Source organism: Arenimonas fontis (genome assembly GCF_008386465.1).
In the GTDB taxonomy this organism is placed as follows: domain Bacteria; phylum Pseudomonadota; class Gammaproteobacteria; order Xanthomonadales; family Xanthomonadaceae; genus Arenimonas; species Arenimonas fontis.
Window position 1 is genome coordinate 14,738 of sequence record NZ_VUOD01000013.1, and the last position, 21,396, is coordinate 36,133.

General features: G+C 71.1%; 21 protein-coding genes and 1 pseudogene. 10 read left to right on the forward strand and 12 right to left on the reverse strand.

Translation table 11 applies throughout. The features are described from left to right. Positions 1-40 precede the first annotated feature (40 nt). Both F0415_RS11615 and yedA read left to right on the forward strand, forming a co-directional pair. A complete protein-coding gene (locus F0415_RS11615) occupies positions 41-898 on the forward strand; it encodes a methylated-DNA--[protein]-cysteine S-methyltransferase (RefSeq protein WP_149861392.1) in 858 nt (285 codons plus the stop codon). Continuing rightward, a complete protein-coding gene (gene yedA / locus F0415_RS11620) occupies positions 895-1,785 on the forward strand; it encodes a drug/metabolite exporter YedA (RefSeq protein WP_149861393.1) in 891 nt (296 codons plus the stop codon). Before F0415_RS11615 ends, yedA begins: the two co-directional genes overlap by 4 nt. Positions 1,786-1,923: 138 nt before the next feature. Here yedA and rarD read toward each other — a convergent pair. The 11 genes and pseudogenes from rarD to F0415_RS11675 form a co-directional block, all read right to left on the reverse strand. Then, positions 1,924-2,808: pseudogene (gene rarD, locus F0415_RS11625) on the reverse strand (EamA family transporter RarD); the annotation flags it as partial. A 111-nt stretch (positions 2,809-2,919) separates the two neighbouring features. Next, positions 2,920-4,101, reverse strand: coding sequence for an ABC transporter permease (locus tag F0415_RS11630; protein WP_149861395.1), 1,182 nt, complete (start codon positions 4,099-4,101; stop codon positions 2,920-2,922). Positions 4,102-4,113: 12 nt separating this feature from the next. Further along, positions 4,114-5,274 carry an ABC transporter permease gene (locus F0415_RS11635; protein WP_149861396.1) on the reverse strand — a complete coding sequence of 387 codons (1,161 nt, stop codon included), beginning with the start codon at positions 5,272-5,274 and terminating at the stop codon, positions 4,114-4,116. Positions 5,275-5,286: 12 nt separating this feature from the next. Further along, positions 5,287-5,979 (reverse strand): ABC transporter ATP-binding protein, encoded by a 693-nt coding sequence (locus F0415_RS11640; protein WP_149861397.1) that lies wholly within the window; start codon positions 5,977-5,979, stop codon positions 5,287-5,289. 41 nt (positions 5,980-6,020) lie between these two features. Beyond that, the gene (locus F0415_RS11645) at positions 6,021-7,259 is read right to left on the reverse strand and encodes an efflux RND transporter periplasmic adaptor subunit (protein ID WP_149861398.1); all 1,239 of its coding nucleotides are present in this window, start codon (positions 7,257-7,259) and stop codon (positions 6,021-6,023) included. A gap of 135 nt (positions 7,260-7,394) precedes the next feature. Continuing rightward, complete coding sequence (locus tag F0415_RS11650) at positions 7,395-8,792, reverse strand: leucyl aminopeptidase family protein (protein ID WP_149861399.1); 1,398 nt, start codon at positions 8,790-8,792, stop codon at positions 7,395-7,397. Further along, positions 8,789-9,520: an HAD family hydrolase gene (locus F0415_RS11655; RefSeq protein WP_425457847.1), complete on the reverse strand. Its 732-nt coding sequence runs from the start codon at positions 9,518-9,520 to the stop codon at positions 8,789-8,791. The genes F0415_RS11650 and F0415_RS11655 overlap by 4 nt, the downstream gene beginning before the upstream one ends. 35 nt (positions 9,521-9,555) lie before the next feature. Further along, on the reverse strand, positions 9,556-9,987 hold the full coding sequence (locus F0415_RS11660; protein WP_149861400.1) for a hypothetical protein: 432 nt from the start codon (positions 9,985-9,987) through the stop codon (positions 9,556-9,558). Beyond that, positions 9,984-10,364 (reverse strand): hypothetical protein, encoded by a 381-nt coding sequence (locus F0415_RS11665; RefSeq protein WP_210244189.1) that lies wholly within the window; start codon positions 10,362-10,364, stop codon positions 9,984-9,986. Before F0415_RS11665 ends, F0415_RS11660 begins: the two co-directional genes overlap by 4 nt. Positions 10,365-10,427: 63 nt before the next feature. Beyond that, complete coding sequence (locus F0415_RS11670; RefSeq protein ID WP_149861402.1) at positions 10,428-10,658, reverse strand: DUF883 family protein; 231 nt, start codon at positions 10,656-10,658, stop codon at positions 10,428-10,430. Between the two features lie 50 nt (positions 10,659-10,708). Continuing rightward, positions 10,709-12,160, reverse strand: a complete 1,452-nt coding sequence (locus F0415_RS11675; protein ID WP_149861403.1) for a Do family serine endopeptidase — start codon at positions 12,158-12,160, stop codon at positions 10,709-10,711. Positions 12,161-12,648: 488 nt separating this feature from the next. Between F0415_RS11675 and F0415_RS11680 the strand changes: the two genes are divergently transcribed. From F0415_RS11680 to F0415_RS11695, 4 genes are all read left to right on the forward strand, one after another. Further along, positions 12,649-15,921 (forward strand): LAGLIDADG family homing endonuclease, encoded by a 3,273-nt coding sequence (locus tag F0415_RS11680; protein ID WP_149861404.1) that lies wholly within the window; start codon positions 12,649-12,651, stop codon positions 15,919-15,921. 45 nt (positions 15,922-15,966) lie between these two features. Continuing rightward, the gene (locus tag F0415_RS12875) at positions 15,967-16,470 is read left to right on the forward strand and encodes a histone (RefSeq protein WP_149861405.1); all 504 of its coding nucleotides are present in this window, start codon (positions 15,967-15,969) and stop codon (positions 16,468-16,470) included. A gap of 105 nt (positions 16,471-16,575) precedes the next feature. After that, a complete protein-coding gene (locus F0415_RS11690; RefSeq protein ID WP_149861406.1) occupies positions 16,576-17,328 on the forward strand; it encodes a TSCPD domain-containing protein in 753 nt (250 codons plus the stop codon). 87 nt (positions 17,329-17,415) lie between these two features. Further along, positions 17,416-18,129 (forward strand): hypothetical protein, encoded by a 714-nt coding sequence (locus F0415_RS11695; protein ID WP_149861407.1) that lies wholly within the window; start codon positions 17,416-17,418, stop codon positions 18,127-18,129. Positions 18,130-18,136: 7 nt separating this feature from the next. Here the strand turns inward: F0415_RS11695 and F0415_RS11700 are convergent, their stop codons facing one another. Then, positions 18,137-18,508, reverse strand: coding sequence for an SH3 domain-containing protein (locus tag F0415_RS11700; protein ID WP_188310378.1), 372 nt, complete (start codon positions 18,506-18,508; stop codon positions 18,137-18,139). Positions 18,509-18,778: 270 nt separating this feature from the next. Between F0415_RS11700 and F0415_RS12625 the strand changes: the two genes are divergently transcribed. The 4 genes from F0415_RS12625 (at position 18,779) to F0415_RS11720 (ending at position 21,298) form a co-directional block, all read left to right on the forward strand. After that, positions 18,779-19,126 (forward strand): putative signal transducing protein, encoded by a 348-nt coding sequence (locus F0415_RS12625; RefSeq protein ID WP_188310379.1) that lies wholly within the window; start codon positions 18,779-18,781, stop codon positions 19,124-19,126. A 47-nt stretch (positions 19,127-19,173) separates the two neighbouring features. Then, positions 19,174-19,863 (forward strand): GNAT family N-acetyltransferase, encoded by a 690-nt coding sequence (locus tag F0415_RS11710; protein ID WP_149861410.1) that lies wholly within the window; start codon positions 19,174-19,176, stop codon positions 19,861-19,863. Beyond that, the gene (locus F0415_RS11715) at positions 19,860-20,321 is read left to right on the forward strand and encodes a DUF4124 domain-containing protein (RefSeq protein WP_149861411.1); all 462 of its coding nucleotides are present in this window, start codon (positions 19,860-19,862) and stop codon (positions 20,319-20,321) included. The genes F0415_RS11710 and F0415_RS11715 overlap by 4 nt, the downstream gene beginning before the upstream one ends. A 92-nt stretch (positions 20,322-20,413) precedes the next feature. Further along, positions 20,414-21,298 (forward strand): DMT family transporter, encoded by an 885-nt coding sequence (locus tag F0415_RS11720; RefSeq protein ID WP_149861412.1) that lies wholly within the window; start codon positions 20,414-20,416, stop codon positions 21,296-21,298. Positions 21,299-21,396 lie beyond the last annotated feature (98 nt).

A 21,396-nucleotide genomic window follows, 5' to 3' on the forward strand; every position in this document is an offset into this window, starting at 1 on the left:
CCGGATAGCCCGGCGCATCGGCGGCGATTAGCCTGCCACCATGGAAAACACCCCCGATCCCCGCCTCGAACGCGCCCGCTGCCTGCTCGACCGGGACGACATGGACCTGGCCGGCCTGGGCCGGGCGGTCGGCCTGAGTCCCTCGCATCTGCAGCGGCGTTTCCGCGCCCAATACGGCCTGAGCCCGGCGGAGTACCGGGCCCAACGCCGGCTGCAGGCCTTCAAGCGCGAACTGCGCGCCGGCAGCGAGGTCACCCGCGCCGTGTACGAAGCCGGCTACGGCTCGCCTAGCCGCGTCTACGAGGACGGCGCCGCCCGCCTGGGCATGGCGCCGCTGGCCTACCGTCGCGGCGGTGAAGGCATGGAGATCCGCTGGTCGCTGGTGGACACCGCCCTGGGCCTGGCCCTGGTGGCGGTGACCGAGCGTGGCGTCTGCGCGGTGCTGCTGGGCGACAGCGAAGGGGAGCTGGCGGCGCGACTGCAGGCCGAGTTTCCGCGCGCCCGCTTGCAGCGGGTGGACGCCGGTCGCGACGAATTCCTGGCGCCGCGTGTGCGCGCCGTCGCCCAGGCCCTGGCCCAACGCCGTGCTTCGGTGCCGGTGGAACTGGTCGGCACCGCGTTCCAGCAGCGCGTGTGGCAGGCCCTGATGCGGATTCCGCCTGGCCAGACCCGCAGTTACGCCGAGATCGCCGCCGAACTCGGCCAGCCGCGCGCGGTCCGCGCCGTCGCCCGTGCCTGCGCCGGCAACCGGGTGGCGGTGCTGGTGCCCTGCCACCGCGTCATCCGCAGCGACGGCAGCCTGGGGGGCTACCGCTGGGGCCTGCCGCGCAAACGCGAACTTCTGGCCCGTGAAGCCGGGCGCGAACCTACGCGCGAGGGAGCCGCCCGCCACGCATGACTCCTGCCGCTTCGTCCGTCGCGCCGTCCCCGTGGGCGGTGGCGGCCGCGCTTGCCTCGGTCTACCTGGTCTGGGGCTCCACCTACCTGGCGATCCGTGTCGGCCTGGAAGGCTATCCGCCTTTCCTGATGGGAGGCCTGCGCTTCGTCGCCGCCGGCGCCGTCTTCTACGCCTTCCTGCGCTGGCGCGGCCATGCCGCGCCCACCCGTGCGCAGTGGCGCAATGCGGCCGTGATGGGTCTGCTGATGATGCTGCTGGGCAACGGCCTGGTGAACGTGGCAGAACAGACCGTGTCCTCGGGCCTGGCCGCCGTGGCGGTGGCCTCGATGCCGCTATGGGCCGGCCTGTTCGGCGCCTTGCGCGGCCAGCACCCGGGCCGCCTGGAATGGCTGGGCCTGGCGGTGGGATTCCTGGGCGTGGTCTGGCTGAACATCGGCAGCGAGCTGAACGCCAGCCCGGTCGGCCTGCTGGCGCTGCTGGTGGCACCCGTCGCCTGGGCCTGGGGCTCGATCTGGAGCCGCGGCCGCGACCTGCCCGGCCCGTTCATGAGCACGGCGGCGCAGATGCTGTGCGGCGGCGTCGCCATGACCGTGCTGGGCCTGGGCCTGGGCGAACGCATCGGCGAGGTGCCGCCGCCCAGCGCCACTCTGGCGGTTGCCTATCTGGCCGTGTTCGGTTCGATCCTGGCCTTCAGCGCCTATGTCTGGCTGCTGCACCACGTGCGCCCGGCCCTGGCCACCAGCTATGCCTACGTCAACCCGCCGATCGCGGTGTTGCTGGGCGCCTGGCTGATGCAGGAACGGGTTGGCGCGCAGGCCGTCGGCGCCATGGTGGTGATCCTGGCCGGTGTATTGATCATCAGCCGGGCGAAGGCGCGGGTCGGCTGAGGCCCGGCGGATCCGGCGACGGATCCTCGGGACGGATCGTCGGCAGGCTCAACGCGCCGGCTCGTTCTCCGGCGGCGGCGCCGCGCCGTCGCAGGCCGGCACGGTTTCCGCCGCGATGTCCTGCACCGGCAGCGGCCGCTGCCGGGCCCGGCGCAGGCCGTCGCCGGCATAGATGAGCAGGGCCAGCCAGATGCAGCCGAAGCCGACCGCCTGGACGGCACTGAACGGCTCGCCCAGCAACAGCACGCCGCAGATCAGCTGCAGGCTGGGCGCGATGTACTGCAGGATGCCGACCAGAGAGTAGGGGATGCGGCGAGCGCCGAAGGCGAAGCCGATCAGTGGCAGCGCCGTCAGCACGCCGCCGAGCATCAGCAGGGCGTCGCTACCGGGCTGGCCGCCGAGGAAACGCGCCGTGCCCTGCGCATGCATCCAGCCCAGCAGGCCTAGGGCCGGCAGCAGCATCAGCAGGCTCTCGATGGCCAGGCCCGGTACCGCGTCCACGTTGGCCACCTTCCGGATCAGGCCGTAGAAGGCGAAGCTGAAGGCCAGGGCCAGGGCGATCCACGGCGGTTGCCCGTGCTGGATGGCCAGCCACAGCACGCCGGCGCCGGCCACCGCCACCGCCGTCCACTGCGCCCGGTTGAGCCGCTCGCGCAGCACCAGCACGCCCAGCAGCACGTTCACCAGCGGATTGATGAAATAGCCCAGGCTGGACTCGACCACGTGGCCGTGCGTCACCGCCCAGATGTACAGGCCCCAGTTGCCGCTGATCAGCACGCTGGAGACCAGCAGCATGCGGCCGACGCCCGGGCGCAGCGCCGCCCGCAGCCAGCCCGGCCCCTCGCGCAGGAACAGCCAGCCGGCGACGAACAGCGCGCACCAGACGATGCGGTGAGCGATGATCTCCAGCGCCGGCACGTGCCGCAGCAGGTACCAGTACAGCGGGAACACGCCCCAGAGCGCGTAGGCGGCAATGGCCGCGGCCAGGCCCTGGCGGTCGAGGGAGGGTTGGCTGGGGGTCACGGGAAGGCTCCGGCGGGCAGGCGATTATCCGCCGGAATCCATGCCGCCGAATGCAACGGTGTGGTGCCGGCCCGACACCACGGCGCCAGGCCGTGGCGTCAGGGGCAAGCCTCATTGCGTGCGCAGCGCCGTCGTCACCGGCACGCGCGCCGCGCGCACCGCCGGCAGCAGGCCGCCGATGAAGCCGATCACCACGGCGATCACCAGGCCGGCCAGCACCAGGCCCAGGCTGACCTGGAAGGCGAACACCACCTGGGTGAAGCTCTGGCCCAGGGTGGACACCGACAGGTTGTCGAACAGGGCCCAGGCCAGGAAGGCGCCGAGCAGGCCGCCGATCAGGGCCAGCACCACCGCCTCCACCATCACCGAGACCAGCACCGGGAAGCCGCCGAAGCCGATCGCCCGCAGCGTGGCGATCTCGCGGGTGCGGGTGGCCACGGCCGCGTACATGGTGTTGAGCGCAGCGAAGATCGCGCCCAGGGCCATGATCAGCGTCACCACGCCGGCCAGCACCGTCACCATGGCGCGGAACTGCTGGGTCTGCGAATTGTAGTAGGCGCGCTCCTGCAGTACTTCGGTGCTCAGGCGCGGGTCGGCGGCCAGGGCGGTGCGCAGGGTTTCGATGGCCTCGGGCGATTCCAGGCCCACCCGCACCGCCGACACCGAGTTGCCGCGGCCGAAGGCCGATTGCGCGGCGCCCAGGTCGGCCCACATCTCGCTGTCGTTGGCATCGCCGGCCTCGAACACGCCGACCACGGTCCAGTCCGAGCCACGCATGCGCAGCACCTGTCCCAGGGCCACGCCTTCGAACTGCCGGGCGACGCCGGCGCCGACGATGATCTCGCGCAGGCCCTCCTTGAACCGCCTGCCCTCGACGATGCGCAGCTGCGGCCGCAGGGCGAACGACGCGGCCTCGACCCCGCGCAGGGTGACGTTGGCGCCGTTGACCGTCTCGCCCTTCTTGAACAGCTCGGCGATCACGATCAGCTCGCCGGCGGCCAGCGGCTCGCCGTCCTCGCCCTTGCGGATGCCGGGCGCCAGCCTGATCAGGTTGACGGCGTCGCCACCCAGGCCGGAGTTGAGCTCGGCGCCGGAGCCGCCGCGCATGACCAGGGCGTTGTCCTCGCGTCCGGCCTCGCGCAGCGTGCTGGCGAAACCCTGGGCCATGGCCAGCAGGGCGGTGAACACGGCCACCACGCCGGCCAGGCCGATGACGATGACCAGGGAAGGGCCCCAGCGCTGCGGCAGGCTGCGCAGGTTCAGGCCGGTGATGGCGAATATCTGTCCCAGCATGTCGGTTCCTCCTCAGCGGCCGGCCAGCGCGTCGACGATGCGCAGCCGGCGCGCGCGCAGCGCCGGCAGCAGGCCGACGGCCAGGCTGAGCAGCACGATCGCCGCCAGCCCGGCCAGCCAGACCCGGCCCTCGATGGCGATCGGCAGCATCGGTCCGGCCGCCTGCGCCACCAGGATGCCCAGCAGCGTGGCCAGGCCCAGGCCGACCAGGCCGCCGATCGCGCACAGGGCAAAGGTCTCGGCCAGCACCAGCCCGAGCACGGCGTTGTCGGTGAAGCCCAGGGTCTTGAGCACCGCCAGCTGCGGGATGCGCTCGCGCACGCTCTGGGCCATGGTGTTGCCCACCACCAGCAGCAGGGTGAAGAACACCGCGAACAGGATCCAGCGCACGATCAGGCCGATGTCGCCGAGCTGCTTGACGAAGCCGACGTTGAAGTCCTTTTCGGTCTGGGTCTTGGTCTCGTCCGGCGAGTTCTCGTAGCGTTTGTCCACCAGGGTGGCGATGGACTCGGCCATGTCCGGGTCCTCCAGCCGCAGCACGAAGATGCCGGCCAGGCCGCCGCCGAACTGCGCCGCCTCCTTGAAATAGGCATGGTTGACGTACATGCCGCCGGCGGTCTGCCGCTGCCACTGTTCGTCCACGCCGTCGTAGATGCCGACCAGGTCGAAGGTCCAGTCCTTGCTGCCGTCCTTCTGCGGGAAGATGGTGGACTGCAGCGGGATCTTGTCGCCGACCTTCCAGCCGTACTTGTCGGCCAGCAGGCGGCCGGCAATCATGCCGGTACGGGTGTCCCTGAAGGCTCGCCACTGTTCTTCCGGCATCACCCATTCCGGATAGACCTTGTGCAGGCGCTCGGGCTCCACCACGAAGGCGAAGATCTGGGTGTCCTCGCGGAACTTGGCGCCGAACCACTGCTGGAACATCACCGCCTGCACGCCGGGGATGGCATCCATCTCCGGGACCATGCGCAGCGGCAGCGACTGGGTGAAGGACACCCGCGACTGCACCACCAGCCGGGTCGCGCCGACGAAGTCGGCGCCGGCGCTGAACACCAGGTTCAGGGCCTGCAGCAGGCCGAACAGCACGAAGGCCGCCACCACCGACAGCAGGGTCAGGCCGGTACGGGTCTTGCGGTGGAACAGGTTGGCGAGGACGAATCCGGTCCGTGTCATGGCGGCCGCTCCTCAATGGACCGGAGCCGCGTCCACCAGCAGACCCTTGTCCAGGTGCACGGTGCGGGCGGCGTACTCGGCGGCCTTGGGGTCGTGGGTGACCATGATGATGGTTTTTCCGTGCTCGCGGTTGAGCACCTGCAGCAGGCCGAGGATCTCGTCGGCGGTCTTGCGGTCGAGGTCGCCGGTCGGCTCGTCGCAGACCAGCAGGGTGGGGTCGGTCACCAGGGCGCGGGCGATGGCCACGCGCTGTTCCTGGCCGCCGGAGAGCTCGCTGGGCTTGTGTCCGGCGCGGTCGGCCAGGCCGACCAGGCTCAGCGCCACCTGTGCGCGGCGGGCCCGTTCGGCGCCGCCCATCTTGCGCAGCAGCAGCGGCAACTCGACGTTCTTTTGCGCGCTCAGCACCGGCAGCAGGTTGTAGAACTGGAACACGAAGCCGACGTGCTCGGCGCGCCAGCGCGCCAGCTCGCCGGCCTTGAGCTGGTCGATGCGCTTGCCGTCCACGCTGACGCTGCCGGCGGTGGGCGTGTCCAGGCCGCCGATCAGGTTCAGCAGGGTGGTCTTGCCCGAGCCCGAAGGGCCCATCAGGGCGAGAAAGGCGCCACGCTCGATGTCGAGGTCGATACCGTGCAGCACCTCGACCTTCTGCTTGCCGCGGGTGTAGTGCTTGGTGAGTTGGCGGATCTGGACCAGGGGCTCGGACATCGGGGGCCTCTCTTGTCGCGCTGGAAAGGGAAAGGGGAAGATCACTCGATCACGGTGACGGCGTCGCCGTCGGCCAGTTCCGCAGGTGGCGACAGCACCACCCGTTCGCCGGCGGCCAGGCCGCGGCCGACCCGGCGGCGGCCGTCGCGGGCCTCGCCGGACTCGATCTGACGCAGCTGCGCGCGCCCGTCCTTGACCACGAAGGCGACGGTACGGCCGTCGCGGCTGGTGACGGCCTCGGCCGGCACCGTCACGCCCGGCACCACCGGCGCGCCATCGGCCACGGCCGGGGTTTCCCCGAGGAAGGACACCCGCACGCCCATGTCCGGGACGATGCGCGGATCGCGCTCGAGGAAGGCGATGCGCACCTTGACCGTGGCCTTGCTGCGGTCGGCGGTCGGCACGATGGCGATGACCTCGGCCGGGACCTTCCAGTCCGGGTAGGCGTTCAGCACCGCCTCGACCTTCTGGCCGGCGCGGACGCGGCCTATGCTGGCCTCGTTCACGTCCACCTGGATCTCCAGCGAGTCCATGTCCACGATGGTGCCGATGCCGGTGCGGGTGAAGCCGCCGCCGGCGGAGATCGGCGAGATCATCTCGCCCGGCTGCGCCGCCTTCACCGTCACCACGCCGTCGAAGGGCGCGCGCACGATGGTGTTGTCCACGCCGATCTCGGCCAGGTCCAGGGCCTCGGACGCCACCTGCACGTTGCGGCGTGCGGCTTCGAGCTGGGCGGCCAGGGCGTCGCGCTCGGCCCGGGCCTGGTCGAGCGCGGACTGCGCCACCAGCTGGCGGCCGGCCAGCTCGCTGGTGCGGGCCAGGGTCTGCTCGGCCAGGCGCAGCTGCGCCTCGGCGCGGGCGACTTCGCTGCGGGCGGCGGCCAACTGGGCCGCCGACAGCTCGCGCTGGGCCAGGGCATCGGTGGCCTCGAGCCTGGCCACCACTTCGCCTTCGCGCACCACCTGGCCTTCCTCGATCAGCACCTCGACCACCTTGCCGGTGATCTTCGAGGACACGGTGGCGATGCGGCGGGCGGTGACGTAGCCGGAGGCGTCCAGCACCGAGGTCGCGGCCGGGCCGCCGCTTTCGGCGCTCAGCAGTTCGGCGGTGGCCACACGTACCTCGCGGGCCGGTTCGCGGGTGAACAGGAACAGCGCCAGCGCGGCCAGCACCAGCACCGTCGGCGCGATCCAGCGCCAGTGCCGGCCGGACGGCGGCGAAGCGGGCTGGCGCTCGCGATCGATGCGGAGCTGGCTGATCAGGTCGGACGGAGCCGTCATCCTGGCGATTCCTCGGGTTCTCTCGCGGGCGGCCAGTGTACCCGGGGCCCGGTGAGGACCAAGGTGCCGGAAGCAACCTTTTGCGGACAGTGACGGTCCTCAGCGGGACGGCGTGACAAACGTCCTGCCGACGGCTCAGCCCGTCGGGTAACGCGCCTTGAGCATGGCGAAGGCCGCGCGCAGGCCCTGGGCCTCGCCGCCGGCCGGCTTGCCGGGGCGGTCGCTGTCGTTCCAGGCGTACACGTCCACGTGAGCCCAGGTCTGCCCCTCGGGCACGAAACGGTCGAGGAACAGGGCGGCGGTGATGCTGCCGGCCATGCGCGAGGCGCCGGAATTGGCCAGGTCGGCGATGCCGGAACGCAGGTAGGTGAGATACGGGCGCCATAGCGGCATGCGCCAGAGCGGGTCGCGTTCGGCATCGCCGGCGGCCAGCCAGGCCTGGGCCACGCCGTCGTCGTTGCTGTACAGGGCCGGCAGGTCCGGGCCCAGGGCGATGCGGGCCGCGCCAGTGAGGGTGGCGAAGTCCAGCAGCAGGTCCGGCGCGGATTCGGCGGCGTAGGCCAGGGCGTCGCAGAGCACCAGCCGGCCTTCGGCATCGGTGTTGTCCACCTCGACGCTGATGCCCTTGCGGGTGGCCAGCACCTCGCCGGGCCGGAAGGCGTTCGGGCCGACCGCGTTTTCCACCAGTGGCAGCAGCAACTGCAGGTGCACCGGCAGGCGCCGGGTCATGACCAGTTCCGCCAGGGCCAGGGCGTGGGCGGCGCCGCCCATGTCCTTTTTCATGTTGCGCATGCCCTCGGCCGGCTTCAGGTCCAGGCCGCCGGTGTCGAAGCACACGCCCTTGCCGACCAGCGCCAGGCGCGGGTGGCCGGGCTCGCCCCATTCCAGTTCAAGCAGGCGCGGCGCCCGGTGGCTGGCGCGGCCGACCGCATGGATGGCAGGGAAGCCGTTCGCCAGCAGTTCGTCGCCGCGGAACACGCGCGCCCGGGCGCCGTGCGTGCGGGCGATCTCCAGGGCGGTGGCTTCCAGTTCGTCCGGGCCCATGTGCTCGGTCGGCGTGTTCACCAGGTCGCGCACGCGCAGGCAAGCGGCCAGCACGGCGGCGGCCTCGGAGTCGGCCGCGACCGGTTCCGGCAGCAGTCGCGCCGGTGCGCGGTCCCTGTCGCCGAGGTAGCGGCGGAAGCGGTATCCGCCCAGACCCCAGCCCAACAGCAGCCGGCCCGGGTCGGGCCGCAGCGGCGAGCCCGGGTCGAGCCGGTAGTTGCCCGGAGGCAGCTGGCTGGGCAGGTGCGCCACCGACAGCGGATCGGCGACGTCGCCGATGCCGGCCAGGGCGAAGGCGGGCCGGCCGTCGGCGCCCGGCACCAGCAGCGGCGCGCCGGGCTGGCCGTCGAAGCCGCAGGCCTGAAGCCAGGTCCGTACCGCTTCCGGCTGCCCGGCCGACCAGGCGGCCAGGCCGGCCCGGTCCAGCAGCACCAGGGGCAGGGCCCCGGGCGCGTCCCCGGGGCGGGCGAAACAGTCGGGCAGGCTCATCGGGTCTCCAGGGACAGCGGTTGGTCCGGCGAAAGCGTATGGCGCTCCAGCCAGTCGGCCAGGCCGGCCAGCGTACCGAATTCGAGGTCGGGCCGCGGCAGTTCGCGCGGCCAGTGGGCGTTGCCGCGGTTGATCCAGCAGGTGCGCAGGCCGGCCCGGCGCGCGCCGGCGACGTCCAGGTGCGGGTCATCGCCGACGTGCAGCACCTCGTGCGGCGCGGCGCCCAGGCGTTCGCAGGCGGCCAGGAAGATCGGTGGCTCGGGCTTGGCCACGCCCGTGTCCCGGGCGCTTACGTAGGCGCGGAAATGCCCCTGGATGCCGATCCGGGCCAGGTCGGCGTTGCCATTGGTCAGGGCCGCCACCGGCGCGCGTGCCGCCAGCCTTTCCAGCGCGTCCAGCGCATCCGGGTAGAACTCCACCCGGTTGCGCGCCTCGTAGAAGACATCGAAGGCGGCCCGGGCCATCGCCACATCGTCGCCGGCCTCGCACAGGGCCCATTCCAGCGACACCAGGCGCTGGCGGGTGAAATCGTGGGCGATGTGCGGCTGTTCGGCCGCTACCCTTGCCCGTAGCTCGCGCATCTTCGCGACCGGGAAACGGGCGGCGGTGCGCGGGCAATGCCGGCGCAGGAAGGCGTCCAGGGCCTGTTCGGCCCGCTCGATGGCCGGCCAGATCGGCCAGAGGGTGTCGTCGAGATCGAGGCTGAGCGCGCGCGGCAGGCTGTTCACCCGGCGATTCTACCGCTGCGTTCCCGCCGGCCGCGTCAACGCGGGCGGCGGCGCCCGCTGTCGCCGGCGTCCCGGTCCGCGTCCCCGGCCGTGCCCTCGCCGGGGCAGCCGTCCGCTTCCTCGGTCGCGTCTTCGTCCGGGTCAGGTGCGGACTCCCCGTCCTCTTCGCCGCCGTCTTCGCCCAGGTCGGCGGTGGCAGCGGCCAGCCCGGCCATCAGGCCGGGCAGCAGGGTCTGGCCGAGCAGTTCGAACATCGGCCCGGCCAGCCTGGCGGCGCCCACGGCCTCGGGGCCGGCCTTGCCGGCCACGAAGCCCAGGCCCAGGCCGCCGACGACGATGCGGCCGGGCGTGGCGGCACGGCCCAGTTCGCTGCGCAGGCCGGCCCAGGAGTGCTCGGCCCGGGTCCGGGCACGCCGGCATTCGGCTTCGGCGGCGGCGACGGCGGCGCGGGCGGTGGAAAGCCTCATGCCGGGGGCTCCTCCGGCGGCCGGCCGGACTCCGTGGCCGTCCGGCCACGCGCCAGCTGCCGGCGGGTGGCTTCGAAGCGGGCCAGGCGCAGGGTCCGCAGCAGGCGCCACACGGTCAGGCCGGTGAGCAGGGCACTGGCCAGCAGGCAGAAGGCCACCGAAGCGGTCCAGGGCAGGCCCAGCGCCTGCAGCCCGAGCACGGCCAGGACGATCAGGAGCAGGCAGGTGGCGACGGTCAGGCCCAGCGCCAGCGCGGCCAGCCAGAGGCTGCGCAACAGGGCGGCGCGCGCCAGGTCCAGTTCGGCCAGGAACAAGCCGTGCAGTGCCCGCAGCGCCTCCGACCACGCGCCGGCGGTCTCCCGGGCCGCCTGCAGCACGGCCCGGGCATCCTGGCCCAGCGGGCCGGCCGGTTCCGGTGTCTGCCGGGGTTCCTCCACGACTCAGCGGCGGCGGGTCAGGGCGGCGATCAGGTAGCCGGCAGCGAAGGCGATGCCGAAGGCCGCCAGCGGCTTCTCGCGGATCAGCAGCTCGGCCTGGCTGAGCAGGCCGCGGCCCTGGTCGAGCAGGCCTTCCAGGCGTTCGTCCAGCTCGGCCCTGGCCTCGGCGGCGCCTTCCTTCAGGTGCTCGCGGGCCTTGGACAGGTGGCTGGCGTCCTCGGGGGTGGGGCTCATGGGCGTGTCCTCCTGGGGGGCGGGTCCACCTTACACCTTCGCGCCACCCCTCACTGCATGATCAGGTAGCCGAAGCGGCCGCCGCGGGCAACGCTCAGCACCAGGTCGCGTGGGGGGCGCGCCAGGGCCTCGCGGAAATCCTGCAGGTTTTCGACGTCGCGGCGGTTCACCTGGGCGATGCGGTCGCCGGCGCGCAAGCCGCCGAGCGCCGCCGGGCTGCCGGGCTCGACCTTGCTGGCGATCACGCCGGTGACGCCGCGCTGGCGGAAGCGCTCGGGCACTTCGGTCAGGGTGGCGCCGGCGAGGCGGCCGTCGATCCGACCGCCGTCGATTTCGGTGGCGCGCGGCTTGAGCCTGGCCTGCACCTGCAGTCGGCGCTCGCCGCGCAGCAGGTCCAGCCGCACCACCTCGTCCAGCGGCAACAGGCCTTCCAGGTTGCGCAGGGCCTGGGCGGAATCGATGCGCTCGCCGTTGGCGGCGACGATGAGGTCGCCCGGACGCACGCCGGCCTGTTCGGCAGGGGAATCGCGGTAGACCCGCGTCACGACGGCGCCGCGCTGCCCGGCCGGCACACCCAGGTGTTCGGCCAGGCGCGGGTTCATGTCTTCGCTGTCCAGTCCCAGGGTGCCGCGCCGCACCTCGCCGTAGGCCAGCAGCTGGCGCTTGACCTCGTCGGCCAGGTTGGCCGGGATGGCGAAACCCAGGCCGATGTTGCCGGCGGCGCTGCCACGCGGATTGAAGCTGGCGGTGTTGATGCCGACCAGCTCGCCGCGCAGGTTCACCAGCGCGCCGCCGGAGTTGCCCGGGTTGATCGAGGCGTCGGTCTGGATGAAGTGCTGGTAGCCAAGCCCCTGCAAACCGCTGCGGCCCACCGCCGAGACGATGCCGCTGGTGACGGTCTGCCCCAGCCCGAAGGGATTGCCCACTGCGACCACGAAATCGCCCACCCGCAGCTTGCTGGAATCGGCCAGCGGCAGCGCCACCAGGTTTTCGGCCGGGATCCGGATCACCGCCACGTCGGTATCGGGATCGGAGCCGATGAATTCGGCCTCGAAGGTGCGGCCGTCGGCCAGGGTCACCGACACGGCGTCGGCGTTCTCGATCACGTGGTGGTTGGTCAGCACCAGGCCGCGCTCGGCGTCCACGATCACCCCCGAGCCCAGTGACTGCTGCACCCGCTGCCGCGGCACGCCCTGCATGCCGAAGAACTCCTCCAGCGGATGCCGCACCCGCACCACCTGGCGGGTGTAGATGTTGACCACCGCCGGGGTCACCCGTTCCAGCATGTCGGCCAGGGAGGGCAGGGGCTGGCCGTCCACCTCCGCCGGCAGGGCGGCGTGGGCGGCGCGCGGCAGTGCCAGTTCGGCGGCGCTGTCCAGGGCGGCGCGGGCCCGGCCGGGGGTCGGGCTTTCGGCGTCTGGCGGCGCGGACAGCCAGCGGTGGCCGACGGCCCCGCCCGCAGCGGCGACCAGCAGGCAAAGGGTGGCGATCAGCGGACGCATGTTTCTCCTTGGGCCCCGGAGGGGCGATGCCGGTGTCGGAATGCCATACCAGATAGGCGCTGGACCGGGGCTGGACAAGGGCCGGAAGGCGTGTCCGCCGCCGCCCCGGCCGGCGGGAACGCAATCCCCCGCGGTTTCAGGACATTCTGGAAGTGTTTTCCAGGGGCTTGATGGGATTGGAGTTTTTCTTCCGCCGTCGCCTGTGTCCGGCGGTTGACAGCCCCGGTGCCGAGGGGTAGCTTTGCCTTCCGCTGCCACTACATCTTGTGTCTGGCGGCGGGGGGCGACCCCAAGGCTTTGGGGTCGGCAGGCTTGCACGACGCGGCGGCGAAACGGCATGCGGAAACCGGACAGGACATGGCTTTTGCCGCGGGGCAGCGCCCCGGCGGCGGGGGCGTTCCTCGCCGTTCGCCGCCCCGGCCAACGCGGATAACCACAGAACAGGGCGCCCCGCCGGAAGGGGGCGACCCGGGAGGACGGAAGGACACATGAGCACGGTTCGCCTGGAGGCGGTCAAGAAGAAGGCATCCCGAGAGATCGAGATGCAGCCGGCGTCGTACGACATCTGGGACAAGAAGTACCGCCTGAAGACCAAGAAGGGCGAACCGGTCGACGCGACCATTGACGACACCTACAAGCGCGTCGCCAGGGCCCTGTCCGAGGCCGAGCCCACTGCCGAGAAGCAGAAGTACTGGTACGAGCGCTTCCTCTGGGCGCTGCGCCGCGGCGCCATCCCCGCCGGCCGCATCACCTCCAACGCCGGCGCCCTGGAGCACAAGCCGGCCACCAGCACGATCAACTGCACCGTGTCGGGCACCATCACCGACTCGATGGACGACATCCTGGCCAAGGTGCACGAGGCCGGCCTGACCCTGAAGGCCGGCTGTGGCATCGGCTACGAGTTCAGCACCCTGCGCCCGCGCGGCGCCTACGTGTCCGGCGCCGGCGCCTACACCTCGGGCCCGCTGTCGTTCATGGACATCTACGACAAGATGTGCTTCACGGTCAGCTCGGCCGGCGGTCGCCGCGGCGCCCAGATGGGCACCTTCGATGTCAGCCACCCGGACGTGAAGGAGTTCATCGGCGCCAAGCGCGAGGACGGCCGCCTGCGCCAGTTCAACCTCTCGCTGCTGGTCACCGACGAGTTCATGCAGGCGGTCGAGGCCGACGGCGACTGGCCGCTGGTGTTCCCGGTGAACGTCAAGGAAGCCGGCGACGTGGACCTGAAGGACCCGGCCCAGGTGGTCTGGCGCGACTGGCCGCACACCAGCAACTACGTGGTGCGCGAGGACGGCATGGTGGCCTGCAGGATCTACGGCCACATCAAGGCGCGGCAGCTGTGGAACCGCATCATGGCCTCCACCTACGACTACGCCGAGCCGGGCTTCATCCTGATCGACCGCGTCAACGAGATGAACAACAACTGGTGGTGCGAGAACATCCGCGCCACCAACCCGTGCGTGACCGCCGACACCTGGGTGCAGACCGGCGAAGGTCCGCGTCAGGTGGCCGACCTGGTCGGCACGCCTTTCCTGGCGAGGGTGGACGGTCGCGACCATGCCACCGGCAGTGAGGGTTTCTTCCGTACCGCGACCAAGGCGGTGCTGCGCCTGCAGACGGTCGAAGGCCATGCCCTGCGTCTCACCGCCGATCACCGCGTGCGCCGGGTCACCCAGCTTTCGCGCTGGTCGGTGCGTACCGAGTGGTGCGAGGCCGGGCGCCTGCAGCCCGGCGACCGCGTGCTGCTCAACGACCATCGCCGGGGCGCCGAATGGCCCGGCGCACACGGATACGACGAGGGCTTCCTGCTGGGCCTGCTGGTCGGCGACGGCACGCTCAAGGCCGATGGCGCCGTGCTCTCGGCCTGGACGCCGGCCGCGGCGGCCAATGCCGTCGGTGTGGCTGCGCCCGTGGCCTTGATGGAGGAAGCGCTGCGCTGCGCCCGGGCCCTGCCGCATCGCAGCGATTTCGCCGGCTGGAGTCCGGTGGCCGGCCGCGGCGAGTTCCGTCTGAAGTCGGCCGCCTTGCGCGATCTCGCCTTCTCGCTAGGCCTCGAGCCCGGCAAGAAGGCCATCACCCCCGCGCTCGAGAAGACCTCCAGCGATTTCCATCGCGGCTTCCTGCGTGGCCTGTTCGATGCCGACGGCAGTGTCCAGGGCAGCCAGGACAAGGGTGTCAGCGTCCGCCTGGCGCAGTCCGACCTGTCGCGCCTGGAGGCCGCGCAGCGCATGCTGTTGCGGCTCGGCATCGCCTCGGTCATCTACCGCAACCGCCGTCCGGCCGGCCAGGCCATGCTGCCGGACGGCCGCGGCGGCGTCCGCGCCTACCCCACCGAGGCCCAGCACGAGCTGGTGATCAGCGGCGACAACCTGGCGGTGTTCGCCGAGCGTGTCGGTTTCGCCGATGCCGCCAAGGCGGCGCGCCTGAAAGCCGCCCTGTCCGGTTATCGCCGCATGCTGAACCGCGAGCGATTCGTCGCCACCGTCGAGGCGGTGGCGGAGGACGGCGTCGAGGACGTGTTCGACGTCCAGGTGCCCGGCATCAACACATTCGATGCCAATGGCCTGCATGCCCACAACTGCGGCGAGCAGCCGCTGCCGCCCTACGGCGCCTGCCTGCTGGGCTCGGTCAACCTGACCAAGTTCGTGCGCGAGCCGTTCACCGACAACGCCCACTTCGACTGGGAGGAGTACCGGGAGGTGGTGCGGGTGTTCACCCGCATGCTCGACAACGTGGTGGAGATCAACGGCCTGCCGCTGCAACAGCAGCGCGACGAGATCATGCGCAAGCGCCGGCATGGCATGGGCTTCCTCGGCCTGGGCAGCACCCTGACCATGCTGCGGATGAGGTACGGCAGCGGCGAGTCGGTGCAGTTCACCGAGGACGTGTCCCGGGAGATGGCCCTGGCCGGCTGGGAGGTCGCGCTGAGCCTGGCCAGGGAAAAGGGCCCGGCGCCGATCATGGACGAGGAATTCACCGTCACCGCCGAGATGCTTCGCAAGCGACCGGAAATGAAGCGGGACGGCTGGAAGGTCGGCGAGAAGATCAAGGGTCGGCAGCTGCACGCGCTGTATTCGCGCTACATGCAGCGGGTGGCCGAGGTGGCGCCGGACCTGGTGAAGGAGCTGAGCGAGGTGGGCGCGCGCTTCACCCACCACAGCTCGATCGCCCCGACCGGCACCATCTCGCTGTCGCTGGCCAACAACGCCAGCAACGGCATCGAGCCCAGCTTCGCCCACCACTACAGCCGCAACGTCATCCGCGAGGGCAAGAAGACCAAGGAGAAGGTCGAGGTGTACAGCTACGAGCTGCTGGCCTACCGCACCCTGGTCAATCCGGACGCGATGCCCTTCGCCAGCGACGAGAAGAGCCGTCTGCCGGACTACTTCGTCTCGGCCGACGACATCACCCCGAAGGAGCACGTGGACATCCAGGCGGCGGCGCAGAAGTGGGTGGACAGCTCCATTTCCAAGACCGCCAACGTCCCGACCGACTACCCGTACGAGGACTTCAAGGACATCTACATGTACGCCTACAGGCAGGGCCTGAAAGGCTGCACGACCTTCCGCTTCAACCCGGCCGCCTTCCAGGGCGTGCTGGTGAAGGAGCAGGACCTCGAGAACACGACCTACCGCTTCGAGCTCGAGGACGGCACCGTGGTGGAGGCCAAGGGCAACGAGGAGATCGAGTACGACGGCGAGGTGCATACCGCCGCCAATCTCTTCGACGCGCTCAAGGAAGGCTACTACGGCAAGTTCTGAGCGGTGACCCTGACGAGGAACTGTGTCATGAGCAATGGAAATGGCGTGACGGCGGCGATCTCCACTGCCGCGGAAACAGTCGGCGAGAAGGCCTCCGAGATCGGCGGCGCGATCGCGAGCCGGGCCGGCGAGGTGGTCGAGGCGGCGCGCGAGGCGGCGGCCCCGGTCATCCGCAAGGCGAAGGCGGGCGTGCGCAAGGCCCGGGCCTCGGCTCCGGCCAAGGCGGTTCGCAAGGCCGCCGGCAAGGCGAAGAAGAAGGTCGCCGCCGCGGTGAAGGCCGTCGAGGGCGCGGTGGCCGGCAAGAGAAAGCCGGCGAAGAAAGCCGCGAAGAAGGCGGCCGGAAAGACCGCCGCGAAGAAGGCGACGAAAAAGGCCGTGCGCAAGCCCGCCGCCAAGAAGGCGGCAGCGCGCAAGGTCGTGAAGAAGAAGGCGCCGGCCCGCAAGGCCGCCGCCAGGAAACCCGCCGCGAGGAAGGCGGCGGCGAAAAAGGCTGCCGCGCGCAAGCCGGCGGCCCGCAAGACGGCCCGAAAGGTTGCCAGGAAGCGTTGACGCCGACGGCTGTCCCGATTGTCGTACCCCGTCCCCCCGCCGTCCGCGCGGCGGGGGGCTCCGGGCCCCGGAATTCCCCAGCAGATCCACACCACGGAACCAGGCATGGCCATCAAGATCAACAAGAAAATCAAGGGTTACAGCGTGCAGAAGCCGGAGGACAAGGCCAAGGAGGCTGCTCCCGCTGCCGCACCCGTCGCCCGCGCCGAGCCGGATTCCAACATCATCCAGATGCACGAGAAGGTGGAGCGGCCCGACGTCCTGGTCGGCTCGACCTACAAGATCAAGTCGCCCCTGGTCGAGCACGCGATGTACGTGACCATCAACGACATCGTGCTCAACCCGGGCACCGAACACGAGCTGCGCCGTCCGTTCGAGGTGTTCATCAACTCCAAAAACATGGACCACTTCCAGTGGATCGTGGCCCTGACCCGGATCATGAGCGCGGTGTTCCGCAAGGGCGGCGACGTCACCTTCCTGGTGGACGAGATGAAGGCGGTGTTCGATCCGCGCGGCGGCTATTTCAAGGCCGGCGGCGTCTACATGCCGTCCATCGTCGCCGAGATCGGCTCGGTGGTGGAGGAGCACCTGAAGTCCATCGGCATGATCGTCGACCCGGAGCTGGGCGAGGAACAGAAGCGCCTGATCGCCGAGAAGCGCGCCGCCTACGAGGCCCGCGCCAAGGGCAAGTCCAAGGCCGGCCCGGAACCGGGCAGCAACGAGTCCGTGGCCGTCACCGGCGAGGGCACCAGCTTCCCGCCCAGCGCCACCATGTGCAGCAAGTGCAACACCAAGGCCACCGTGATCATGGACGGCTGCGCCACCTGCCTGAACTGCGGCTACAGCAAGTGCGGTTGAGCTGATCGCGCGAAAAGGCCCTCCGGCGACGGCCGGAGGGCCTTTGCGTCCGCGTGTATCCTCCTTGGTGAAACAGGGGAGGAGATCGTGAGGAGCTTCTGGCTGCTGCTTGGCCTGGCTTTCGCCGATCTGGCCATCGCCGGCGTGATGGCCGGGCATGGGGATCGGAATCTTGCCCTGGCCTTTGTCCTGCTGGCCGTCATCACGGCAGCGTTCGCGTTGTTCGCGGGTGTTTCCGCCTGGAAACAGGGCCGCGACAAGTCGCGTCATTCCCGGGAATTCCCGCTGTCCAACATCGTCGCTTCGTTTGGCGCGGCGGCGATCCTGTCGGCGGCGGCGTATGTCGCGGTGACCACCACCTCGGTGCCAGCGCCGGCATCTGTCGGCGAGCCCGTTCACCTTTCGCGCCCGCCGGCTAATGATCGCGTACCGCCGTCGGCGCCCAGGCCCGTCCGACGCCGGGTGCACCTGCTTTACAAGTGCGTGGCGGCGGACGGGCAGGTCAGCATCCAGTCGCAGTCCTGTCCTCCAGGCAGCCGGCAGGTGTGGGAGCGTGATGCCACGCCGGAAGCCGAGCCGCTCCGGGGCAGGCGCACTACCCTTGGCGGCGACGAACGGACGCCACCCTCGCAGGCGTCATGGTCGTGGGACCAACCGCGCGCGCCGGAGAAGGGCGAACGCAGCGCTGCCTGCAGGACAGCAAGGGCGGCGGATGCGGCGTACCGGCGAAGGCCTCTGAATCAGATCACCCACGACGGCCTGCGCCGTCACGGAGACGCGATCCACGAGGCGTGCAGGTAGTCGCCGATCAGCCTTCGGACGACTCGAACCGCAAGCACTCGTTCCGCACCCAGCCCCGCTCGCTGTGCCGGTCCTCGCACCAGCAGGCGCCGTGGGCGGGATCCTCCCAGATCAGGCGGACGCTGTCGCCGGGCTGCACGCTGAGTTCGGCACTGCAGTACTCGGCCTTGGCCGTGGGCCGGCCGGCGTTGGTGTCGATCAGGTCCATCGGCACCCAGCCGGCGCTGAGCTGGCCGTCCTCCACCCAGACATAGCCCGGCCGGTCGGGATGGGCGTGGCGCACCTGCACCACGTCGCCGGGCCTGAGCGTCAGCGGGATGGCGTCGGGGCTGTCCTGGGGCGCGATCACCCGCGCATGGATGGACTTGAGCGTGGACATGGAGGCGTGGATTTCCTGCTCCCCCTGCAGGAGCGCCCGCCAAGGATACCCGCAGCGGCCAGGACACCCGCAGCGGCCACCCCCGGGTTCGCGCTGCCGGCGCCTTCCGGTCGCTGGCGAGACGGCCTCCGCTCGTCAGCAAACCGTGACCGAGTGCCCGAAATCCGGGAAAAGTGTGAACTGCATCACAGTTCATGGGCGGGCCGGCCCGGCCCAATGGGCGGCGAGCAGGCATTCGGCCCGCCGCCCCGGGCGGGCTTTGGAGAGGTCATGGTCCCCGTCTACATCGCCCAGAGCGCCCTCGACGCCCAGCTGGTCCGCGACCTGCTGACGGGGGCCGGTATCCACGCCCACGTGTTCGGCCCGAACGTGGCCGGCGCCATCCCCGAAGTGCCAGGGACCGGCCTGATCCGGGTGGTGGTGGAGGAGGCCGAGGCCGAACAGGCCCAGGCCCTGATCCGGGACTGGGAGTCGGCGCCGGACGAGGCCGAGGTCGAGGCGGCGGCCCTGGATGCCGCCGACGGCACCGCCGACCTGCGCCTGCCGGACGACGAGGCCATCGAACTGGACCTGCTGGCGGACCCGGACGACCTGCTGAGCCTGGACGGAACCGACTGAGCCTGCCGGCCCTTCCGGGCCAGGCGCCGGCGCGGCAGACTCGCGCCATGCACCCGCTCGACAATCCGGTCTGGGAATCCCTTGCCGGCCGGCATTCGCCGCTGGCCCTGGGCCGCGACGGCGTATTGCGTTACCCGGCCGGGATCGCTCCCTTCCTGGGGGTGCGCGAGCCGGGCCTGAGGGTGGACGATGCCCTGCACGAGCTGGTGGCACCGGGCGAGGAAACCCTGCTGCTGGGCCCCTTGCCGCAGGCGCCGGCGGGCTGGCGGCTGGAGCCGATCATCGAGCTGGTGCAGATGCACTGCCCGGCGCCGCTGCCCGCTCAGCCGGGCCCGGACATCGTCGAACTGGGCGACGCCCATCAGGGCGACATCCATGCGCTGGTGGCCCTGGTCTATCCGCACTACTTCCGCTCGCGGACCACCGCCCTGGGCCGCTACTTCGGCATCTACCTGGATGGCCGGCTGGCGGCCATGGCCGGCGAACGCATGGGCCCGGCCGGGTTCCGGGAGCTCAGCGCCATCTGCACCCATCCGGATTTCCTCGGCCGCGGCCTGGCGCGCCGGCTGATGGCCTTCCTGTCCAACGACCTGCTGGAGGGCGGGCTGACGCCCTTCCTGCACGTTAGCCCGGAGAATCGCCGGGCTCTGGAGCTCTACGAGCGCAACGGCTACCGCCTGCGCGCCCGGATTCCTTTCCATCGCCTGTGCCGGCCGGCATCGGAGCAAGCCGCATGAGCGCCGTGCGGTCGCTGACGTGCCTGGTCCTGCTCGGGGCGGTGCCGGCCGCGTCGCCGGCCGCTTCGCTGTACAAGTGCGAGGGCGAGAAGGGCGCGGTGAGCATCCAGCACGAGCCTTGCCCGCGCGGCACACGCCAGGTCTGGAAACGCGAGGTCAGGCCCGAACCCGAGCCGGGCCCGGAAGAACTGGCGGCGCGCGCCGCCGCCCAGGCCGAAGCCGAGCGCGCCGCCGAGCAGGCGCGGCGACAAGCGCAGGCCGAAGCGGAGGCGCAGGCGCGCGAACAGGAGCGCCGGCGCGAGGAACGCAAGAGCCAATGCCACCTGGCGCACGATTTCCAGGACCAGGCCCTGGCCCTGGACGACATCCTGGTGTTGGGCGAGGCGCAGAAGCAACGCCTGCGCGACTGGGTCGTCGAGACCTGCCGCGACCCGGACGCACCGCGCGCCCGGCCTTGAGTAGCCGGGCCGGCGCCGCCCGGATCGGCAGCGCCCGTCCCAGGCGGCACGCCCCACTGTCTGGGCCGTTCGCCCTGGGCGACAATGCCGCGATGGAATCCTCCCGGAACCTTCGCGGCATCGTCGCGATGCTGCTGGCGGTCGGCTGCTTCTCGCTGATGGACGGCGGGCTAAAGCATCTGGCCGGGCATTACCCGCCACTGCAGGTGGCGGCGCTGCGCGGCCTGTCGGCGCTGCCGCTGGTGAGCCTGTGGGTGCTGGCCAGCGGCCGCTTCCACACCCTGTGGCGGGTGCGCTGGGGCCTGCACCTGCTGCGCGCGGGCCTGTCCATCGGCATGCTCGCCGCCTTCGCCTACGCCATCCACCGCATGCCGCTGACCAGCGCCTACGCGCTGTTCTTCGTGGCGCCGCTGCTGATCACCGCGCTGTCGGTGCCGCTGCTGGGCGAGAAGGTCGGCCTGCGGCGCTGGGCCGCCATCGGCGCCGGCCTGGCCGGCGTGCTGGTGGCACTGCGGCCGGGCGGCGAGGGCGTGGCCAGCCTGGCCGGCCTGGCGGTGCTGGCCGCCGCCGCCGGCTATGCGCTCTCGGCGATCATGGTGCGGATCCTGCATCGCACCGACAGTTCGCACAGCCTGGTGTTCTGGATGATCGCCATGACCGCGCTGTTCGCCAGCCTGCTGTCACTGCCGGGCTGGGTCCCGCTGCGCGGCGACGACGCCTGGGTGCTGGCGGGCGTCGGCCTGACAGGCTTCCTGGGCCAGGTGGCGATCACCGAGGCTTTCCGGTCCGGCGAGGCCTCGGTGGTGGCCCCTTTCGAATACAGCGCCCTGGCCTGGGGCCTGGGTCTGGATCTGGTGGTCTGGAACACGCTGCCGGACGGATGGACTTTCGCCGGCGCCGGCATCGTCATTGCCTCCGGCCTCTACCTGATCCATCGCGAGCGCGTGGTTTCCACCGATTCCAGGGCCATTCCTTGAAGTGCTTTTGCGCTGTTGGTGTCCATCCGCGTAAATCCGCGTCAAGGCGGTATGCTTCGCCGGTCACGGTTGGAGGTGGGCGGCGAATGGGGAAGGTG

Bases quoted from the DNA above. Each gene is read 5' to 3' on its own strand.
- F0415_RS11615 (WP_149861392.1), top strand. From the start codon at position 41: ATGGAAAACACCCCCGATCCCCGCCTCGAACGCGCCCGCTGCCTGCTC.
- yedA (WP_149861393.1), top strand. From the start codon at position 895: ATGACTCCTGCCGCTTCGTCCGTCGCGCCGTCCCCGTGGGCGGTGGCG.
- F0415_RS11630 (WP_149861395.1), bottom strand. From the start codon at position 4,101: ATGCTGGGACAGATATTCGCCATCACCGGCCTGAACCTGCGCAGCCTG.
- F0415_RS11635 (WP_149861396.1), bottom strand. From the start codon at position 5,274: ATGACACGGACCGGATTCGTCCTCGCCAACCTGTTCCACCGCAAGACC.
- F0415_RS11640 (WP_149861397.1), bottom strand. From the start codon at position 5,979: ATGTCCGAGCCCCTGGTCCAGATCCGCCAACTCACCAAGCACTACACC.
- F0415_RS11645 (WP_149861398.1), bottom strand. From the start codon at position 7,259: ATGACGGCTCCGTCCGACCTGATCAGCCAGCTCCGCATCGATCGCGAG.
- F0415_RS11650 (WP_149861399.1), bottom strand. From the start codon at position 8,792: ATGAGCCTGCCCGACTGTTTCGCCCGCCCCGGGGACGCGCCCGGGGCC.
- F0415_RS11660 (WP_149861400.1), bottom strand. From the start codon at position 9,987: ATGAGGCTTTCCACCGCCCGCGCCGCCGTCGCCGCCGCCGAAGCCGAA.
- F0415_RS11670 (WP_149861402.1), bottom strand. From the start codon at position 10,658: ATGAGCCCCACCCCCGAGGACGCCAGCCACCTGTCCAAGGCCCGCGAG.
- F0415_RS11675 (WP_149861403.1), bottom strand. From the start codon at position 12,160: ATGCGTCCGCTGATCGCCACCCTTTGCCTGCTGGTCGCCGCTGCGGGC.
- F0415_RS11680 (WP_149861404.1), top strand. From the start codon at position 12,649: ATGAGCACGGTTCGCCTGGAGGCGGTCAAGAAGAAGGCATCCCGAGAG.
- F0415_RS11690 (WP_149861406.1), top strand. From the start codon at position 16,576: ATGGCCATCAAGATCAACAAGAAAATCAAGGGTTACAGCGTGCAGAAG.
- F0415_RS11700 (WP_188310378.1), bottom strand. From the start codon at position 18,508: ATGTCCACGCTCAAGTCCATCCATGCGCGGGTGATCGCGCCCCAGGAC.
- F0415_RS12625 (WP_188310379.1), top strand. From the start codon at position 18,779: ATGGTCCCCGTCTACATCGCCCAGAGCGCCCTCGACGCCCAGCTGGTC.
- F0415_RS11710 (WP_149861410.1), top strand. From the start codon at position 19,174: ATGCACCCGCTCGACAATCCGGTCTGGGAATCCCTTGCCGGCCGGCAT.
- F0415_RS11715 (WP_149861411.1), top strand. From the start codon at position 19,860: ATGAGCGCCGTGCGGTCGCTGACGTGCCTGGTCCTGCTCGGGGCGGTG.
- F0415_RS11720 (WP_149861412.1), top strand. From the start codon at position 20,414: ATGGAATCCTCCCGGAACCTTCGCGGCATCGTCGCGATGCTGCTGGCG.